The organism is Ekhidna sp., from assembly GCF_965228795.1.
Classification (GTDB): Bacteria; Bacteroidota; Bacteroidia; order Cytophagales; family Cyclobacteriaceae; genus Ekhidna.
In genome coordinates, this window is the sequence record NZ_OZ245839.1 from 3,924,867 (window position 1) to 3,940,379 (window position 15,513).

General features: G+C 38.7%; 12 protein-coding genes. 2 read left to right on the forward strand and 10 right to left on the reverse strand.

The features are described 5' to 3' along the window. The first annotated feature begins 279 nt into the window (after positions 1–279). Positions 280–2,394, forward strand: coding sequence for a ComEC/Rec2 family competence protein (locus ACQK2H_RS17680; RefSeq protein ID WP_425392707.1), 2,115 nt, complete (start codon positions 280–282; stop codon positions 2,392–2,394). Between the two features lie 9 nt (positions 2,395–2,403). Here the strand turns inward: ACQK2H_RS17680 and ACQK2H_RS17685 are convergent, their stop codons facing one another. From ACQK2H_RS17685 to ACQK2H_RS17705, 5 genes are all read right to left on the reverse strand, one after another. Further along, entirely contained in the window at positions 2,404–3,657 is a 1,254-nt protein-coding gene (locus ACQK2H_RS17685; RefSeq protein ID WP_425392708.1) for a hypothetical protein, read from the reverse strand. Positions 3,658–3,833: 176 nt separating this feature from the next. Further along, a complete protein-coding gene (locus ACQK2H_RS17690; protein ID WP_425392709.1) occupies positions 3,834–4,802 on the reverse strand; it encodes a ketoacyl-ACP synthase III in 969 nt (322 codons plus the stop codon). Positions 4,803–4,903: 101 nt separating this feature from the next. Then, positions 4,904–6,925 (reverse strand): excinuclease ABC subunit UvrB, encoded by a 2,022-nt coding sequence (gene uvrB, locus ACQK2H_RS17695; protein ID WP_425392710.1) that lies wholly within the window; start codon positions 6,923–6,925, stop codon positions 4,904–4,906. Positions 6,926–6,928: 3 nt separating this feature from the next. Further along, positions 6,929–7,666, reverse strand: a complete 738-nt coding sequence (locus ACQK2H_RS17700; RefSeq protein ID WP_425392711.1) for a shikimate dehydrogenase family protein — start codon at positions 7,664–7,666, stop codon at positions 6,929–6,931. A 51-nt stretch (positions 7,667–7,717) separates the two neighbouring features. After that, a complete protein-coding gene (locus ACQK2H_RS17705) occupies positions 7,718–8,596 on the reverse strand; it encodes a DUF368 domain-containing protein (RefSeq protein ID WP_425392712.1) in 879 nt (292 codons plus the stop codon). Between the two features lie 108 nt (positions 8,597–8,704). On the opposite strand from ACQK2H_RS17705, the gene ACQK2H_RS17710 reads away from it, so the two are divergent. Then, complete coding sequence (locus ACQK2H_RS17710) at positions 8,705–9,319, forward strand: hypothetical protein (RefSeq protein WP_425392713.1); 615 nt, start codon at positions 8,705–8,707, stop codon at positions 9,317–9,319. Here ACQK2H_RS17710 and ACQK2H_RS17715 read toward each other — a convergent pair whose 3' ends face one another. The 5 genes from ACQK2H_RS17715 to ACQK2H_RS17735 form a co-directional block, all read right to left on the reverse strand. Further along, the gene (locus tag ACQK2H_RS17715; RefSeq protein WP_425392714.1) at positions 9,320–10,075 is read right to left on the reverse strand and encodes a phosphosulfolactate synthase; all 756 of its coding nucleotides are present in this window, start codon (positions 10,073–10,075) and stop codon (positions 9,320–9,322) included. A gap of 67 nt (positions 10,076–10,142) precedes the next feature. Continuing rightward, the gene (locus ACQK2H_RS17720; protein ID WP_425392715.1) at positions 10,143–11,546 is read right to left on the reverse strand and encodes a tetratricopeptide repeat protein; all 1,404 of its coding nucleotides are present in this window, start codon (positions 11,544–11,546) and stop codon (positions 10,143–10,145) included. A gap of 96 nt (positions 11,547–11,642) precedes the next feature. After that, positions 11,643–12,362: a tyrosine-protein phosphatase gene (locus ACQK2H_RS17725; RefSeq protein WP_425392716.1), complete on the reverse strand. Its 720-nt coding sequence runs from the start codon at positions 12,360–12,362 to the stop codon at positions 11,643–11,645. Then, positions 12,362–14,740 (reverse strand): GumC family protein, encoded by a 2,379-nt coding sequence (locus tag ACQK2H_RS17730; protein WP_425392717.1) that lies wholly within the window; start codon positions 14,738–14,740, stop codon positions 12,362–12,364. The genes ACQK2H_RS17725 and ACQK2H_RS17730 overlap by 1 nt, the downstream gene beginning before the upstream one ends. After that, on the reverse strand, positions 14,740–15,423 hold the full coding sequence (locus ACQK2H_RS17735) for a polysaccharide biosynthesis/export family protein (protein ID WP_425392718.1): 684 nt from the start codon (positions 15,421–15,423) through the stop codon (positions 14,740–14,742). The genes ACQK2H_RS17730 and ACQK2H_RS17735 overlap by 1 nt, the downstream gene beginning before the upstream one ends. Positions 15,424–15,513 lie beyond the last annotated feature (90 nt).

Sequence of the window (15,513 nt, forward strand, 5' to 3'; positions counted from 1 at the left end):
ACTTTCTATACTTTTTTAATGATCATATCAATAAATCTTCAATAGCTTAATACTTTGGATCAAAGTTTTACAGTATTCAGGTCTGATAAGCAAATCAATCTAATGTACTGTGGCAAAACTGACAAAATAAAGTTTTAACTGATCTCGAAATTTGTACTTTCTGCTCAGATAGCTGCATTAATAGTTAGGCACAAGCGGACGCTTGCGCTAGTTGGCGTAAATTATAGTATAACCAATTGCTTTTTTCCGAATTACATTTCATTTTTGAAATGTAACGGCATGTATTTCTGGAACTCTTACCCTTTCATCAGATTCACATTTGCACTCATCTTTGGTATCCTCACCTTTGATCAAGTCCCGGCGATTTGGCGTAACTATCCGGCAGTTCTTATAGGTGGTTTTCTATTGCTATCTGTTTCTGTATTCTTATCTAGCAAATACAGCTATTTCAAACTTCGTCATGCCAATGGTATCATAAGCCTACTCCTCATCTTCATGATAGGCGGTAGCCTTACCAAAATCAAATATCATGACTACCCTGACACACATTACTTAAATGTTTCAACTAATCTGGAGGGATTCACAGGGACTGTTGTCAGCCCTCCAAACGAACGAACCAATCATATTCGATATGATTTCGAACTAGCATCAATAATTGATGAATACGATAGCCTGCAACCGGCATCAGGCACAATTCACCTATACGTAAGAAAGGATTCGATAAATAAGCTGTTTGACTATGGTGATCGATTGGTAATCTTTGGAAGGTATTATCCTGTACCCGGACCTGATAATCCCAATGAATTCAACTACAAAAAGTATTTAGAAAGACAGGGCATTTACTCACACGCATTTGTGAATAGCCATGATACTAAATTCATAACCAACAAGCCACCGAATGTCTTCTTACAATTTGCTTATACCCTGCGGCAACAAGCCTCCAACATCATTGATGAAAATATCGTATCGAATAGGGAGCGAGGAATTGCCAAAGCATTACTCATTGGTATCAAAGACCACCTGGAAAATGATATCAAGAAAGCATATTCTTCAGCAGGCGCTATGCACGTATTGGCAGTTTCAGGCTTACATGTTGGCATCATATACCTACTCATACAGCTCTTATTTAGCAGGCTAAAGAAAATAGGCAAATGGGGGAAGTTTGCATTCGCGGGCGTGAGTATTATTATCATTTGGATTTATGCATGCATGACAGGCCTTAGTCCTTCTGTGCTTAGAGCTGCAACTATGTTCTCATTTATATCCATTGGACAAATAGCAACTCGAGAAGGCAATATTTATAATACGCTTGGCTTTGCTGCATTTTTCTTACTCTTGATAGATCCATATTTAATTTACTCAGTCGGATTCCAATTATCCTTTGCTGCCGTCATTGGCATTGTATACCTCCAGCCAAAACTGTATCGACTACTGGATGTTAACTTTTGGTTGTTAGACAAGGCCTGGGCGATCACCTGTGTATCCATAGCGGCACAATTAGCCACCTTCCCACTCTCTGCTTACTATTTCCACCAGTTTCCAACCTATTTTCTGGCTTCCAATCTGATTGTTATCCCTTCATCATTTCTGATGCTTTTAGGTGGAATTCTAATGATAATATTAGATCCATTGGTTCCATTCTTAGGTAATTGGCTAGGTGTTTTACTTGAAAAATTCATCTGGATACTCAATGAGATTATTAGCTATGTTCATTATTTACCGAATAGTCTAATCGAATGGATTTATTTAGATAGAGCAGGGCTCATTCTTACCTACTTGATTGTGATTGCTCTAATAGCAGGTCTTCACTATCGATCATTTAAAACACTCATTGTTTCGGCGTGTTTAGGACTAATTTTTCTTGGTTCCGTAGTTATTTCTCATCATAATCAATCCACAAGAAAAGAGTTGATATTTTACGAAATAGCAGATAAAGTAGCGATAGACTTCATCAATGGTCATGCTTCTCAACTATACATTGATTTAGAAGAGAGTGAGGACTTGGAGTTACTTTCTTTTCAAATAGACCCACACAGACTGGCCTCTCATCTCAAACCTATCCGGGAGAGTCTGGTAAATACCAGTGATTCAATATTTATAAAAAAGAATACAATCAACAGTGGAGCTATAGCTAGTAAACGCATACTTGTATTTGATTCTACAACCTTCCACCTTGATTTCAAAAAGAGAATAGATACTGATTTAATCATCATCAATAATCAATCCGTCAAGAGCCTGAAGTGGCTAAAAGATCATTTTGATTTTGAATTGGTCGTCATAGGGAATAAGAATCCACGCTACTATTCCAGAAAAATGAAAGTCCAGGCAGCAGAATTTGACGTTGCATTACATAGCCTAAAGGAAGACGGAGCTTTGAGGCTTAATCTTCAATAGAATTACCTATTATTTTGAAGTGAAGATTGTATATCCTACAATAAAATTCAAATATGAATATTTGCTATTCCAGTTAGAACTGAAGTTTGAAAGGTTTCTATTAAGTCCATAGCTTATTTCAGCATAATAATTTCCACTTTTGAAATTAGCAGCAAGAATAAAATTACTTGCTGAATTTGTCTCAAAGAAAGGGTCATCTAGCACAACGGGCTTTGTGCCATCAGTGATTTCTAGCTGATTCAAATCGTTTAGGATCAAATCCATGACAAAGCCAGCTGAAAAGCCTAAACTTGATGATTTATTCAAAAAATAATTATATCTAATCGAAGGATATATTTCAATTGAAGAATACTCCATCCTGAAAGTGTGGTCATTCGGATAAAGTTCAGTATCAGACTTTTCATAGCTAGCCGACTGATATATAACATTTAAAGGGATACTTAATTTATTTTTCATAAACGGTAGTGTATACTCGAACTCTAACCCAAATACAGGCCCATTGGAGGCATCCAAATCCTCACTAATGATATTACTACCAAAACCACCAGAACCTCTTTCTGTTTCTATTGTATGACTTGTTATTCTATATCCTAATTTAACTTTAGCATTAAAAAGGCCAGAATTGGACTCTCTATACTGTTGATATTTCAACCCCTTACATTCATATACTTTTTTAACATAATTCAAAAGGCTTGATTTAGCATAACTGATATTTTGAGTTGATATCTTATCACCACAAGTAAATAAATATTTAAGTTGACCTTTATATTTATTATTTACTCCAACGTTAAAGGCGTCAACTCGATATCTTTTGTAAATAAGTTGAGTGGGTTCAATCTCTTCATTACTTATAAAAAATCTCTGAACATTACCTTCTATGTAGTTGAATAAATTCAATTCTCCTTCAATCAGTTGTCTTAAAAAAACCTCCTTTTCCGTAAATGATGGATTCTTATCTGCAGTTAATTCATCTACATTATCACTTGAAAGATCAACTTCAACAATATATTTCTTGTACTTAACCTCTGTACCAATTGCAAATACCTTAGTGTTGGATATGGTCCTAGTCAAGATTTCACTTGATTCATTTAATTTATAATCAAAGCTTGTTGGGTTTTCGAACCAACCCAAATTTTTAATTAAGCATTCTACTCTTTTCCCCTCTGCATCAAGAAAGTATCCTTTTTCAAACTCTACCTGCCCGAAGGATTCTGTTGGATTAAGAAATAAAATAGGAATAACGATTCTTATGAGATATTTCATTAGAACTAAACAATTATAAAATTAGAGATTGCACAAAAAAAGAGCGGACACTCCTGCCCGCTCTGTTCACCACCAATCCCGACTAGCATCGGGAAAAAACTTACTACCGCCTAGTAGTATCACAAATGTATATACATATGGCTTTTCACCAAAATAATTCCAAGAAAAGAGTTATTTTATATCTGCCATTTTAAAATAGCACCGGCAAATGTCAGCCCTCCGCCAAATCCGATCATTAAAATGGTATCTCCCTTTTTAATCCCGCCATTTGCCATCGATTTCTTAATTGCAAGCGGAATAGAGGCAGAAGAGGTATTTCCAAACTCAGTAACGCTTTCAGGAACTCTTTCAATGGGATAGTCTAAATTCTTTACAATCGCTTCTATAATGCGCAGGTTGGCGCTGTGGGGCACGATATAGTCTATATCATCTAAAGTCATCCCTGCCTTGGCCACAAGCTCTTTTATTTTTATTGGAATATTGCCCACTGCCCATTTAAATACCGATCTTCCATTTTGAACAATCTTTCCATGAGGGTTGATTCCTACACCATTGATGCTGTTCTTTTTATGACTCAAATAAAGATCATGTCCCAGATCTCCACTGGTGCCGGAGTTAAATGCTATGAAGTGTTCATCCTCCCCCGGCTCGATCAGGGCGGCACCTGCTGCATCACCAAACAGAATACAAGATGTGCGATCTTGCAAATCCATGATTTTGGTGAGCGTTTCAGCGCCAATTACCAATACTTTCTTATAAACCCCGGAATTAACGAACCCATGCGCCATTTGCAGCCCATACACAAAACCAGCACATGCTGCATAAATATCATTGCAACCGGTATTTTCTATCCCTAGCTTGTGCTGAACCCTGGAAGCAGCATTTGGCATAGGCTGATCCGGTGAAGTGGTGCAAACCACAATGAAATCAACATCTGAGACCTCTTTACCACTGCTTTCCATCAAATCGCGAACTGCTTTTACAGCCAGATCGCTGGTGTACTCACCGTCTTTGGAAAATCTTCTGGTTTTAATTCCTGTTCGTGAAATGATCCATTCATCATTCGTATCAATGAACTCTTCGAAATAATGGTTATCTACGACTTTTTCAGGCACATAAGTGCCAAACGCTGTAATTTGTGACATAGCAAATATTGGGGGATTTTGATTTGAAAAAGATTAATCTTTTAGGAATGTTATCTATTTCAAAAGCAAGTTGAAGCAGGATGTTCTCTTTTCCAAAGAAGCTAGTTGTTTTCTTTTATCAACTTTTCAACTTCCTGGAGTTCATCCCTTAAGCGGGCGGCTTCCATGAAGTCTAAGTCCCTGGCTGCACGCTCCATTTTCTTACGTGTTTCATCGGCCAGTTTCTTAAGCTGATCTTTAGACATATACGATACAACCGGATCGGCAGCCAGCGTATGCTCCTCTTCAATATAGTATTTCCTGGCACCCTTCTTTTTATCTGCCACTCCTGTCTGACGCAGTATTTCTTCCTTATTTTTTTTGAGTGATAGTGGAGTTATGCCATGCTTTTCATTGTATTCCATTTGAATACTTCTACGCCTGTTGGTTTCATCAATAGCCAGCTTCATTGACCCGGTAACCTTATCTGCATACATGATCACCTTACCACGATCATTCCGGGCTGCTCTACCTATTGTTTGTACCAATGATCGTTCATTTCGTAAATACCCTTCCTTGTCAGCATCCAATATGGCCACCAATGATACCTCAGGTAAGTCCAGACCTTCTCTTAATAGGTTCACTCCAACCAATACATCAAAAACACCAAGACGCAGCTCCCTTAAGATTTCCACACGATCAAGTGTATCTACCTCAGAATGTATATATCGCGTTTTTACGCCGGCATTAAGCAAATATTTCGTAAGCTCTTCCGCCATTCTTTTTGTCAGGGTAGTTACCAATACTCGATCCTCAAGCTCAATTCGCTGCTGAATTTCCTCCATCAAGTCATCAATCTGGTTTTGACTAGGCCTCACATCTATCACAGGATCTAAAAGTCCGGTTGGACGTATTAGCTGCTCTATAATGACACCCTCAGATTTACGCAGTTCATATTCCGCCGGGGTGGCACTAACAAAGACCACCTGATTCAGCATATCTTCAAACTCATTGAAAGTAAGCGGGCGATTATCCATTGCTGAAGGCAGTCTGAACCCATAGTCAACAAGATTCACTTTTCGTGCCCTATCTCCACCCCACATGCCACGAACTTGAGGTACAGTCACGTGACTTTCGTCAATAATCATGAGGTAGTCATCAGGAAAATAATCGAGCAAACAGAACGGTCGACTTCCGGGCTTTCTTCGATCAAAGTATCTGGAGTAGTTTTCAACACCCGAGCAGTATCCAATCTCGCGAATCATTTCCACGTCGAACTCTGTCCGCTCTTTTAATCGCTTTGCCTCAAGAAACCTGCGTTCATCTTCAAAAAACTGAACCTGCTCTACCATGTCGTCCTGAATTTCCTTTATGGCAACCTGAAGCTGATCTTTACCGGTAACAAAAAGATTAGCTGGAAAAATTGTGACAATTCGTTCATCAGACTGTTTTTCGCCGGTTTCAGGATCAATGCGTTGAATGGCTTCAATCTCATCTCCCCAGAAGATAAATCGATATGCGAAATCTGCATATGCAACAAATACATCCACCGTATCTCCTTTAACTCGAAAAGTGCCTCGTTTGAATTCCGCTTCAGTCCGGCTGTAAAGGATGTCTACTAAATCAAATAGAAATTTATTCCTGGCAATCATGTCCCCCTCCTGTAGCCTGATCACATTTTTACCAAACTCTTCAGGATTTCCAATACCATAAATACAGGATACCGAGGCAACCACAATTACATCTCTCCTGCCTGAAAGCAGTGCAGAAGTTGCGCTTAGGCGAAGTTTTTCAATCTCATCATTGATCGAGAGGTCCTTTTCAATGTAAACATTGCTGGTAGGAATGTAGGCTTCCGGCTGATAGTAGTCGTAATATGAAATGAAGTACTCAACCGCATTCTCAGGAAAAAATCTTTTAAACTCTCCATAAAGCTGAGCGGCAAGGGTCTTATTATGACTAAGTACCAGCGTAGGTTTCTGAACCTGTTCAATAAGATTTGCTACTGTGAATGTTTTACCAGATCCGGTCACACCAAGTAACGTCTGTGCAGCTTCACCTTCATTCACGCCTTCCACTAACTGTCTGATGGCTTCCGGCTGATCCCCTGTCGGGCTATATTCAGAGACGAGTTTAAAATCCATTAATTAGCTATTCCAGATATCCCATGATTTTTCGGCCTGAAGCTCCAACATCTCAAAACCATTTTTAGTTTTTGCCCCATTCATCTTACCCTGCTTTAAGAATTCTGTTTCCTCTGGGTTATAGATCAAATCAAACATAAAGCTACCTTTCTTTAATTTATGGTAAGGCAAGTCTGGCGAAGACGCAATATTCGGATACATCCCTAAGGGTGTAGTATTGACGATCAATTCAAAACGCTCAATGATTTCCGGATTGGATTTCAATTGTTCATAAGTGTAATCGGCACCATTGGCGTTGCGGCTAACCATATTAAATGGAATATCTAAATCAGTAAGCCCGGCCTGTACTGCCTTAGAAGAACCTCCGGTACCTAAAATCAGAGCCTCTCCGGAAAACTTTCCGATCCAGGAGCTCAATGACTCCCTGAAAGCCATGTAATCCGTGTTATATCCTATTAGTTTGCCTTTTTTACGATGAATAACATTGGCAGCTCCTACCTTAATTGCACTGGCATCTTGTCGATCCAGATACTTAAGTACATTTTCTTTATGGGGTACGGTTACATTTGTTCCAACCAGGTCTTGATGTCTCATCCAAAGAGCAGGGAATTCATTTAAAAATTCCATCTCAAACAGATCATATGCATGATCATCGAGCTTTAGTTTCTCAAATTTCTCTTTAAAAAAATTTTGAGAGTAGCTATGCCCAACCGGATATCCTATGAGACCAAATCTTTTCATAGATCATTAAAGTTATCGTGAAAAAACAAAGTCAGCAGACTTACGCTTGATTTAAACAGACTTTCTTCCTGTCCGTTCCAGCAAATACACTACCAAGCCTCCTATAATAAATAGAATGATTGACCAATTGACCTGACTAGGTATACCGGTAATTTCAGTGTATAAATACGGAGACACATTTTCTGTTAAATCATTTTCAATCAATTTCCATGGCCATATCTTATTCAAAGATCCAAACATGAATCCTGCCAAAGAAGCCATTGTGATGATTCGATATTTCTTCAAAAGCCAATGAATAAGTTTTGAAAAGGAAATCAAACCAATGACACAGCCCATCCCAAAAACCAGAATTGTAATTAAGTCAAAACTTTTTACTGCATTCAGAATGTATTCGTATTTGGCTAGTAGTATTAGAATAAATGATCCTGAAATACCGGGAAGAATCATGGCACAAATAGCAATAGAACCTGACAAGAAAATAAACCACAATTGATCAGGGCTTGAGGCCGGTGTAAGAGAGGTGATCAGGAAGGCAGCTACGGCTCCAATTAAAAAGGAAACGTAAGCAGATACCTCTTTTGTTCGAGGCATCACATAAAACGATGACACCAATATTAATCCAAAAAAGAATGACCAAAGCTGAATTGGATGGTGCAATAGCAAAAAGCTTATTCCACTTGAAAGTGAAAAAATACTCAGAAAAATTCCGGCAAAGACATGGAGCAAAAAAACACCATTAACCCGTGACCACAGTTCGTTAAACTTCCGTTTCAACAATAGCTTAACTGCTTGTCCATCAAATGATTTGATAGAGTCAATCAATTCTTCATAAATACCGGTAATCAATGCAATTGTTCCTCCGGAAACTCCAGGAATAAGATCCGCACAGCCCATTGCCACTCCTTTAAAGAAAAGCTTGAAATTAATCATAATGCGAACTTAGTCTAATAGGAAAAATTTCATATCAAGCCGGATAAAATAAAAATCAAATTAGGGGTATCTCCTTCAAATTATCTCTAATTATAAAAATCACACACTATGAAATTTATCACCATAACTCTAGCTCTGTTCACATCAACTATTCTTTTTTCACAGGAAATAGACACTGACTATACCAAGAATAAAAAGAAGGCAATCAAGTTTGAGTTCTTTTCTCCGCTAACAGGAAACTCAACTTTTGGCTATGAAAGCTACATTAAGGACTGGCTTTCATGGGAAGCTAAACTCGGAATCATTGGCTGGGGCGTAGGTGCTGCGAATGACATTCATCAGTCCGGCATCTTCATCAAAGGCGGACCAAAATTTAAATTAAATCCGGATTTTGTAACGGATGATTTAAAGGGAGCACACCTTTTAAGTGGTAAGTACATCCGGCCTGAAATAGTCTTCTCACAGTACACAGAAGACGTAGGAGACTTCTTTGGAAACAGTTTTGAAACTGAAAGAGAGAGCTTTACTTCTTTTGCATTCCTTATTACCTACGGCAGGCAATATATTCTGGCAAACATCATGACATTAGATTACCATTTTGGTATTGGCTATGGCTATGTTTCCGGAAGGGAAGGAAGATATAGCTACAGTCATTCAAACGGAGGTAGTGATTTCCCCATAGCATTTAGCACAGGGTTTACCATAGGTTTTCTTCTAAAATAATTACAGAAAGTGGCTAAACGTATCGCCTCTTAATCCAAGTCTGATAGTTTCAAGTGGAATGACTTCATTAGGGGCGATATTTCCAAGATTCACATTGGTGCCACACAGTTTGATAAACCAAACCTGCTGCGCTTTCTGCGGGGCTTCCCACAGTATTTTTTCTTCAGGAATTTGAGTCAAAATCTCCTCTACTAACCCTTGTCTCACCTCCCCTGAATCTCGGAAAAGACCAACATTTCCACTCTCTCTGGCCTCACCTATCACTTTCCATGCGCCTGCCTCAAGTTCAGTTTCCATCTGCTGTATCCACTTGTAAGGAGGAATGATTTTAGCAGCATCCTTGGATCCTACTTCACTTAAAACTGTTACCTGCTTAGCTAAGGTGCTGATGTATTCGCACTTCTCATCGTGATCCATTTCGATAGACCCATCAGAAACTTCAGCGAATTCAAGACCAAATTCATCTAGAACTCTTTGGTAGTCCTCAAACTGATCCCTTACAATGAAAGCTTCAAACAAAGTTCCTCCGAAATAAGACGGAATCCCCGCTTCTTTATAAAGGGCAATTTTTTCTTTGAGTTTAGGATATACAAAGGAAGTGGCCCATCCAAACTTGACAATATCAATGTATTCTCCGCTTGTTTCAATAAGGTCTTCCGCTTCTCTAAGGCTTAAGCCTTTGTCCATGACCATTGTAAATCCCTCAGTTCTTGGCTTATTGGTTCTCTTTGGTAGGTTATTAAGGTTATAATTCATGAATAGAATTTGATGCTCGTTTCAAAACAAGCCCCAAAAATCACAAATATTCTTTAGACCATCAAGATTATTTATTATCCTTCCTGAATTGATCGATTATTCTGTAGAGTGCTTTTTGAGTTGGCAGGTTAGGGAAAAAGTCAAAAAGTACTTCATGCCTGTCGAAATCAAGCATTAGAGCAGTTTCCAATCTATTAATGGCATTTTTATAGCTGCCCGATCCAATCAAATAAACGACACCCCGATAATACATCTCTGAGTTATCGGGACATTCATCAAGTCCTTGTTCTAAAACAGAGATGGCCTCCTCATAATCACCTTGCTCATAGTACACCATCGACCAATCTAGCCATATATTGGGATTCTCAGAATCCATTTCACTCGCTTCTCTATAAGCTTCTATGGATGAAACAAGGTTTCCGGTTTTATATTCGGCATCAGCCACAGCCTTCCAATAGTGTGCATTTTCTGAATCAAGCTTCAATGCTTTATTCAAAAAGTGAATAGCCTCATACCATTTATCCTGAAGCGCCAGACACACACCTACTCCATACCAAGCTTCATGATACATCTGATCCAGTTTGGTAGCCTTTTGATAGTATTTTATTGCAAGCTCTAGTTGCTGCAACTTTTCATAAGCTGCCCCAATATGGCAATAGGTTTCAGGTGAAGCTCCCTCCTGATCATAAGTCTTTAAATAGGCCGCAAGTGCGCGATCATACTTCTCTAAGTTCATGAGCGCATTACCCATATTAAACCAGGCACTGCTAAAATCCTCATCGATAGCAGTGGCATACTCGTATGCATCTACTGCATCTTCAAATTTGCCCAGCTTATTATACACGATACCTAAATTGTACCACGCATATTCAGAATAAGGATCCTGATCTATGAATTTTTGATAGTATGAAAGACTACTTTCCAACTCTCCGGATACATCCAGGCAATATGCTAATTCATAGAGTGCATTTTCATTGTGCATGTTAATCTCAATGGCCAGCTTATACTGCTCTGCTGCTTCCTTGTATTTGCCTAGTCCTTGATAAGCCATACCAATGCTGAAGTAAACTTCATCTTTCTCCTCAACATTGAGCAAAGCGCTTTCATAGGCATTAATCGCCTCATCAAATTCTGACAATAGGCAGTGAATCGCTCCCTTCTGGAGTAAGAGCTCAGGATCGTTCGGTTGAATATTCAATGTTTCATCAAGCAGATCAACAGCCTCGTCAGACTTTTCCAGCTTAACCAGCACATCAGACTTCTCTATTGTTAGGTCAATGGAATAAGGAAATTGTTCCAAGGCGATATCTGCTGCTCTCAAAGCATGCTTCAGCTTATCATTTACGCTGTAGTAACAAATAATTTGCACAAGAGCTTCTTCATCAAAGAAATGATTTTCCCTGTTTTTAAGGAAAGCTTCAAACTTTCTTATCAACTCTCTCTCTTCCTTACGCTTATGTTCCTCTGCCATTAGTAAACGTTAAAATTCGGTGGTATTATTAGTAGGAATTTAGGGGAATTTGAAATTAAAAACCTTCAAAAAAGGGTTAAAAAGTTTTCCACATCCCTATAAAAGTTCGTGATTTTTCATCACCCCTTTCTTAATCATCTTTTGTATTTCTCTGTCTTTTAGACCCTTTTTAAAGAACTCAATATGCTTTACATGATGAAGGTCAGAACCAAGAAAATCGATCATCCCTTTTTTTAAAAGCTGTGTTCCAATTTTCGACGGCATAGACCCATAGTAACCTCCTATTGATCCAATAGTGAGCTGAAACAGAACATTCATTGCTTTTAGTTCCTTTAGCCATTCTAAACTGCCCTCTAAAAATTGATAACGCTCTGGATGTGCTAAAACAGGCTTATAACCTTTCGATTGCAAATCGAAAATGGTTGACTCAAAAAAGAACGGTTTTACCTGAAATGGTGACTCAATTAAAACATACCTATCACCAAATGATAAAACAGGCTCATCATTCTGTACAGCCTTTTGAAATGTCTCATCTACATAATACTCTGCTGCCGCTTCAACCTCCATCTCCACATTATTTCTAGCCAAATAGTCCTGCAGACTCTTAAGGCCAAGCATGATATCTCTTGACGTGTTGGGATATCTTGGGTGGATATGAGGTGTGGTTATAATTTTCTTAACACCTAAGGATGATAGTTTTTTAGTTAAATCAAGGCTTTGCTCCAAGGATTGTGCTCCATCATCGATACCCGGAATGAGATGAGAGTGGATATCAACTGAAATTGGTTGGTAATCCTTTTTCCAAAAAAAAGGCATTAGAACAGATTTTTTAAACTTGAAGCGACTCTTTTCCTCTTAGAAGTACCTTCTTCTGTATAATAACCATAACCGTATCCATAACCGTATCCATACCCCGGCGTGGAATCTATTGAATTAAGGATGGCGGTCATTTTCGAAAATTGACCAGTCGCCTTTAAGTCATTCAGCACTTTTACAAAGCTTCGCTTAGAGTAATCGGCACGAACGATATATAGCTGGATATCACAATATTTCATCACCAGTCTTCCGTCAGTTACCAGGCCAACCGGTGGTGTATCTAAAATCACAACATCGAATTGATTTTTTAGATCATCCAGCATATTATCAAACTCTGCCTGTAGTAGCAATTCTGATGGATTTGGAGGGGTTGGACCTGCCGAAATGAAAAACAATCCATCTATAGGTGTTTTTTGAATGCTTTCTTTAACATTCGCTTTGCCGGCAAGTATGGTGCTAACACCTTCCTGCGTACTGACTGCACCGAAGGCCAAATGAACTTTCGGTTTCCTCATATCGATATCTACAACACATACTTTTTGACCGGTCATTGCCATAATTGCTCCCAAATTGGACGCAACAAAAGTCTTACCTTCTCCTGAAATTGTAGACGTTACGCTTATCGTCCGGGAGCCGCTACCATTATGGATAAAGTCCATATTTGTTCGTATCGTCCTTAGCGCCTCACTTAGTGAACTTTTCGAATCATTTTTTACAACTAATGACGTTTGATTGAGCTGCTCTTTTTTATAATGTGGCACAGCTCCTAATACCGGAACATTTACCAATCGTTCCAGCTCTCTCACACCTGCCACCTTATTATGAGCAAGATATCTAATCAAAAGGAACACAATGCTTAATACAACCCCAATCATAAAACCAGCACCAATAATCAATGCTTTTTGAGGCTTGATTGGAGATCCTGGCAATGAAGCAGGCGACAGGATTACATTTTTAGTAACTGTACCTGCACGTGTAATTTCAAGCTCCATTTTAGATGTTTGCAATTGAAGCATGAAATTCTCCTGAAGTCCGTAAACTCGTCTGTTTTTACCGTACTCTGTTCCCATTGACGGCATTTGAGACAGGTTACTCTCCAAAATCCGCCTACGCCTGTCAATCTGAACCAATCGATCCTGAAGTGCCTCATCGTAGGATTCAACAAGATTCGTCAATTCTTCTTTTGACTTTTCAAGCTTTAAATCAAGCTGCTCAATGACATAGGAAGTTTCGTTGTATGATGCCAGCTTCAACTCTTTTTGTTGTTGCAAGTCAGAGTACTCCACAATTGCCCTGCTCAACGGACCTGGTAGAGCCTCAAGTAGCAATGGATTAACAGACAAAGCACCCTTTGCCTTTACTCTTTTCTGAATAACACGAAGATCATTAGTGTTTTTTCTTAGACTGTAGCGTTGTGAGTCTAAAATAGAAAGTTGTTCAATGGTTCTATTGAGATCCTCACCCAGGTTGGTGGTTCTATTTTCAATGGTGAACTGCTCAAAATAATCTTCATATTCTGATAGTTTTTCCTCCGTGCTCTCAATCTGCTTATCCAGGAAATTGATCTTTTGCTCAATGGCAAGGTTTTTTACTTCGCGTGTATAATCCAAATACAACGAGTCAATCAAATCCACCAGATCTCTTGCTTTGTACTTATTATGATCTGAATAGGAAATTCTAATTGTTTTGGCGTTGAAGTTTTCCGGTAAAACAGAAAGGTTATTTTGGAGTGTCTTTACCTGTCTTTCTTCACTACTAATGATAAAGAAGTATGTGTTATCATCATCTGACCTGAAGTGATCGGTTCGGTGAATGAGGAAGTTAAAATTAGGCGTCTTTATTTCTTCACCGAAATTATAGATTTTGGTAACTTTTTCACCACCCCAATCATAGCTTAGGCTAAATGAATCTTCCGCTCCAAACTGCACATCAAAAGGTCGATTATAAAAATCAGTATTAATTATTTTGTAGGAAACCCTGAACGGCGAATTACGATACCTTTCATCGGTCAAATACCTGCCGTACAGATGGTATGATACATCCATTTTTGCAGCATTAGCAACCCTCGAAAGAAACAATGGTGATTTTATAAGCTCAATCTCACCGGAAATTTCATTTCGATCTTGTGTGTTACCAATATCCACTAAACCAAGTGTACTTGCCTCACTTTGAAATTCAAGCTTAATAACTGATTCGGAACTATAAACCGGTTTCGTATACCTCACATAGATATACGCTGCTGATGATGTAAGGATAATCAGGGCTAGCATCCAAAGCCTGCTTCTTTTCAATACATACCAAAACCTTTCCAGATCGAATGATTCTATTAAATCACGATCTCCATCAGGTACATTTTGTGGTAAATGGTTGTTTTCCATTACAAGTTCTGAACTACAACAATCAAAGTTAAGACACTGGAAACCAGGCTAAGGGCCGGAGAAACATCTCTTAATGTTTGCAGCCAAGGCCTTCTCCATGGCTCCACGTAAATTACATCACCCGGAACAACATTCATTTGTGTTTCTTTCATCCCGCTGATAGTTGAGAGATTGATTCGATATACCTCTTTTCCCCTGATCAATTTAATATTCTGCGCTTTAGCACCCATTTCCAAACCTCCCGCTGATGCAAGCACTTCAATAATGCTTGTATTTTCGTTCGGTAGCTGCACCACTCCTCCTCCGGGTGACCCAAGGACAAAAACACGTCTATTTGTTATTCTCAATTTGACAAATGTTCCTTTATAGACAGAATCAAACTTTGAAGCAATGGCTCTTTCTGCCTCAAAGAGTGTCATACCCTCCAAATTCATGTCACCAATCATTGGGAACGTAGCATTACCATTCGCCTGAATAATGTATTGAAAACGATCTCTGAACTGCTGTTGCTGCTGCCCCGGATTAGTCATCATTTCCTGGTTAGGATCAATAAGGCGTTCTCCATCATTGGTGAAAACATCCAGGAGTAATGCATCATTAGGCATTAACTTATAGTTACCATCCAGTTCTTCTTTCACCTCAGACAAATCGTCTGCTGTAAAATCCTTGTCTAAACGAAACATTATGTCTTGCTTGTAAGCTTTACAGCTGGTTAAAATAACAATTGAGAGTAGTAATATTAAGCGGTTCACAGATAAGTATTTATGAATCGT

Excerpts from the sequence above, each read along its gene's own strand:
- ACQK2H_RS17690 (WP_425392709.1), bottom strand. The coding sequence starts at position 4,802 with ATGTCACAAATTACAGCGTTTGGCACTTATGTGCCTGAAAAAGTCGTA.
- ACQK2H_RS17720 (WP_425392715.1), bottom strand. The coding sequence starts at position 11,546 with ATGGCAGAGGAACATAAGCGTAAGGAAGAGAGAGAGTTGATAAGAAAG.
- ACQK2H_RS17735 (WP_425392718.1), bottom strand. The coding sequence starts at position 15,423 with ATGTTTCGTTTAGACAAGGATTTTACAGCAGACGATTTGTCTGAGGTG.
- ACQK2H_RS17680 (WP_425392707.1), top strand. The coding sequence starts at position 280 with ATGTATTTCTGGAACTCTTACCCTTTCATCAGATTCACATTTGCACTC.
- ACQK2H_RS17725 (WP_425392716.1), bottom strand. The coding sequence starts at position 12,362 with ATGCCTTTTTTTTGGAAAAAGGATTACCAACCAATTTCAGTTGATATC.
- ACQK2H_RS17730 (WP_425392717.1), bottom strand. The coding sequence starts at position 14,740 with ATGGAAAACAACCATTTACCACAAAATGTACCTGATGGAGATCGTGAT.
- ACQK2H_RS17705 (WP_425392712.1), bottom strand. The coding sequence starts at position 8,596 with ATGATTAATTTCAAGCTTTTCTTTAAAGGAGTGGCAATGGGCTGTGCG.
- ACQK2H_RS17700 (WP_425392711.1), bottom strand. The coding sequence starts at position 7,666 with ATGAAAAGATTTGGTCTCATAGGATATCCGGTTGGGCATAGCTACTCT.
- ACQK2H_RS17715 (WP_425392714.1), bottom strand. The coding sequence starts at position 10,075 with ATGAATTATAACCTTAATAACCTACCAAAGAGAACCAATAAGCCAAGA.
- ACQK2H_RS17710 (WP_425392713.1), top strand. The coding sequence starts at position 8,705 with ATGAAATTTATCACCATAACTCTAGCTCTGTTCACATCAACTATTCTT.
- ACQK2H_RS17685 (WP_425392708.1), bottom strand. The coding sequence starts at position 3,657 with ATGAAATATCTCATAAGAATCGTTATTCCTATTTTATTTCTTAATCCA.
- uvrB (WP_425392710.1), bottom strand. The coding sequence starts at position 6,925 with ATGGATTTTAAACTCGTCTCTGAATATAGCCCGACAGGGGATCAGCCG.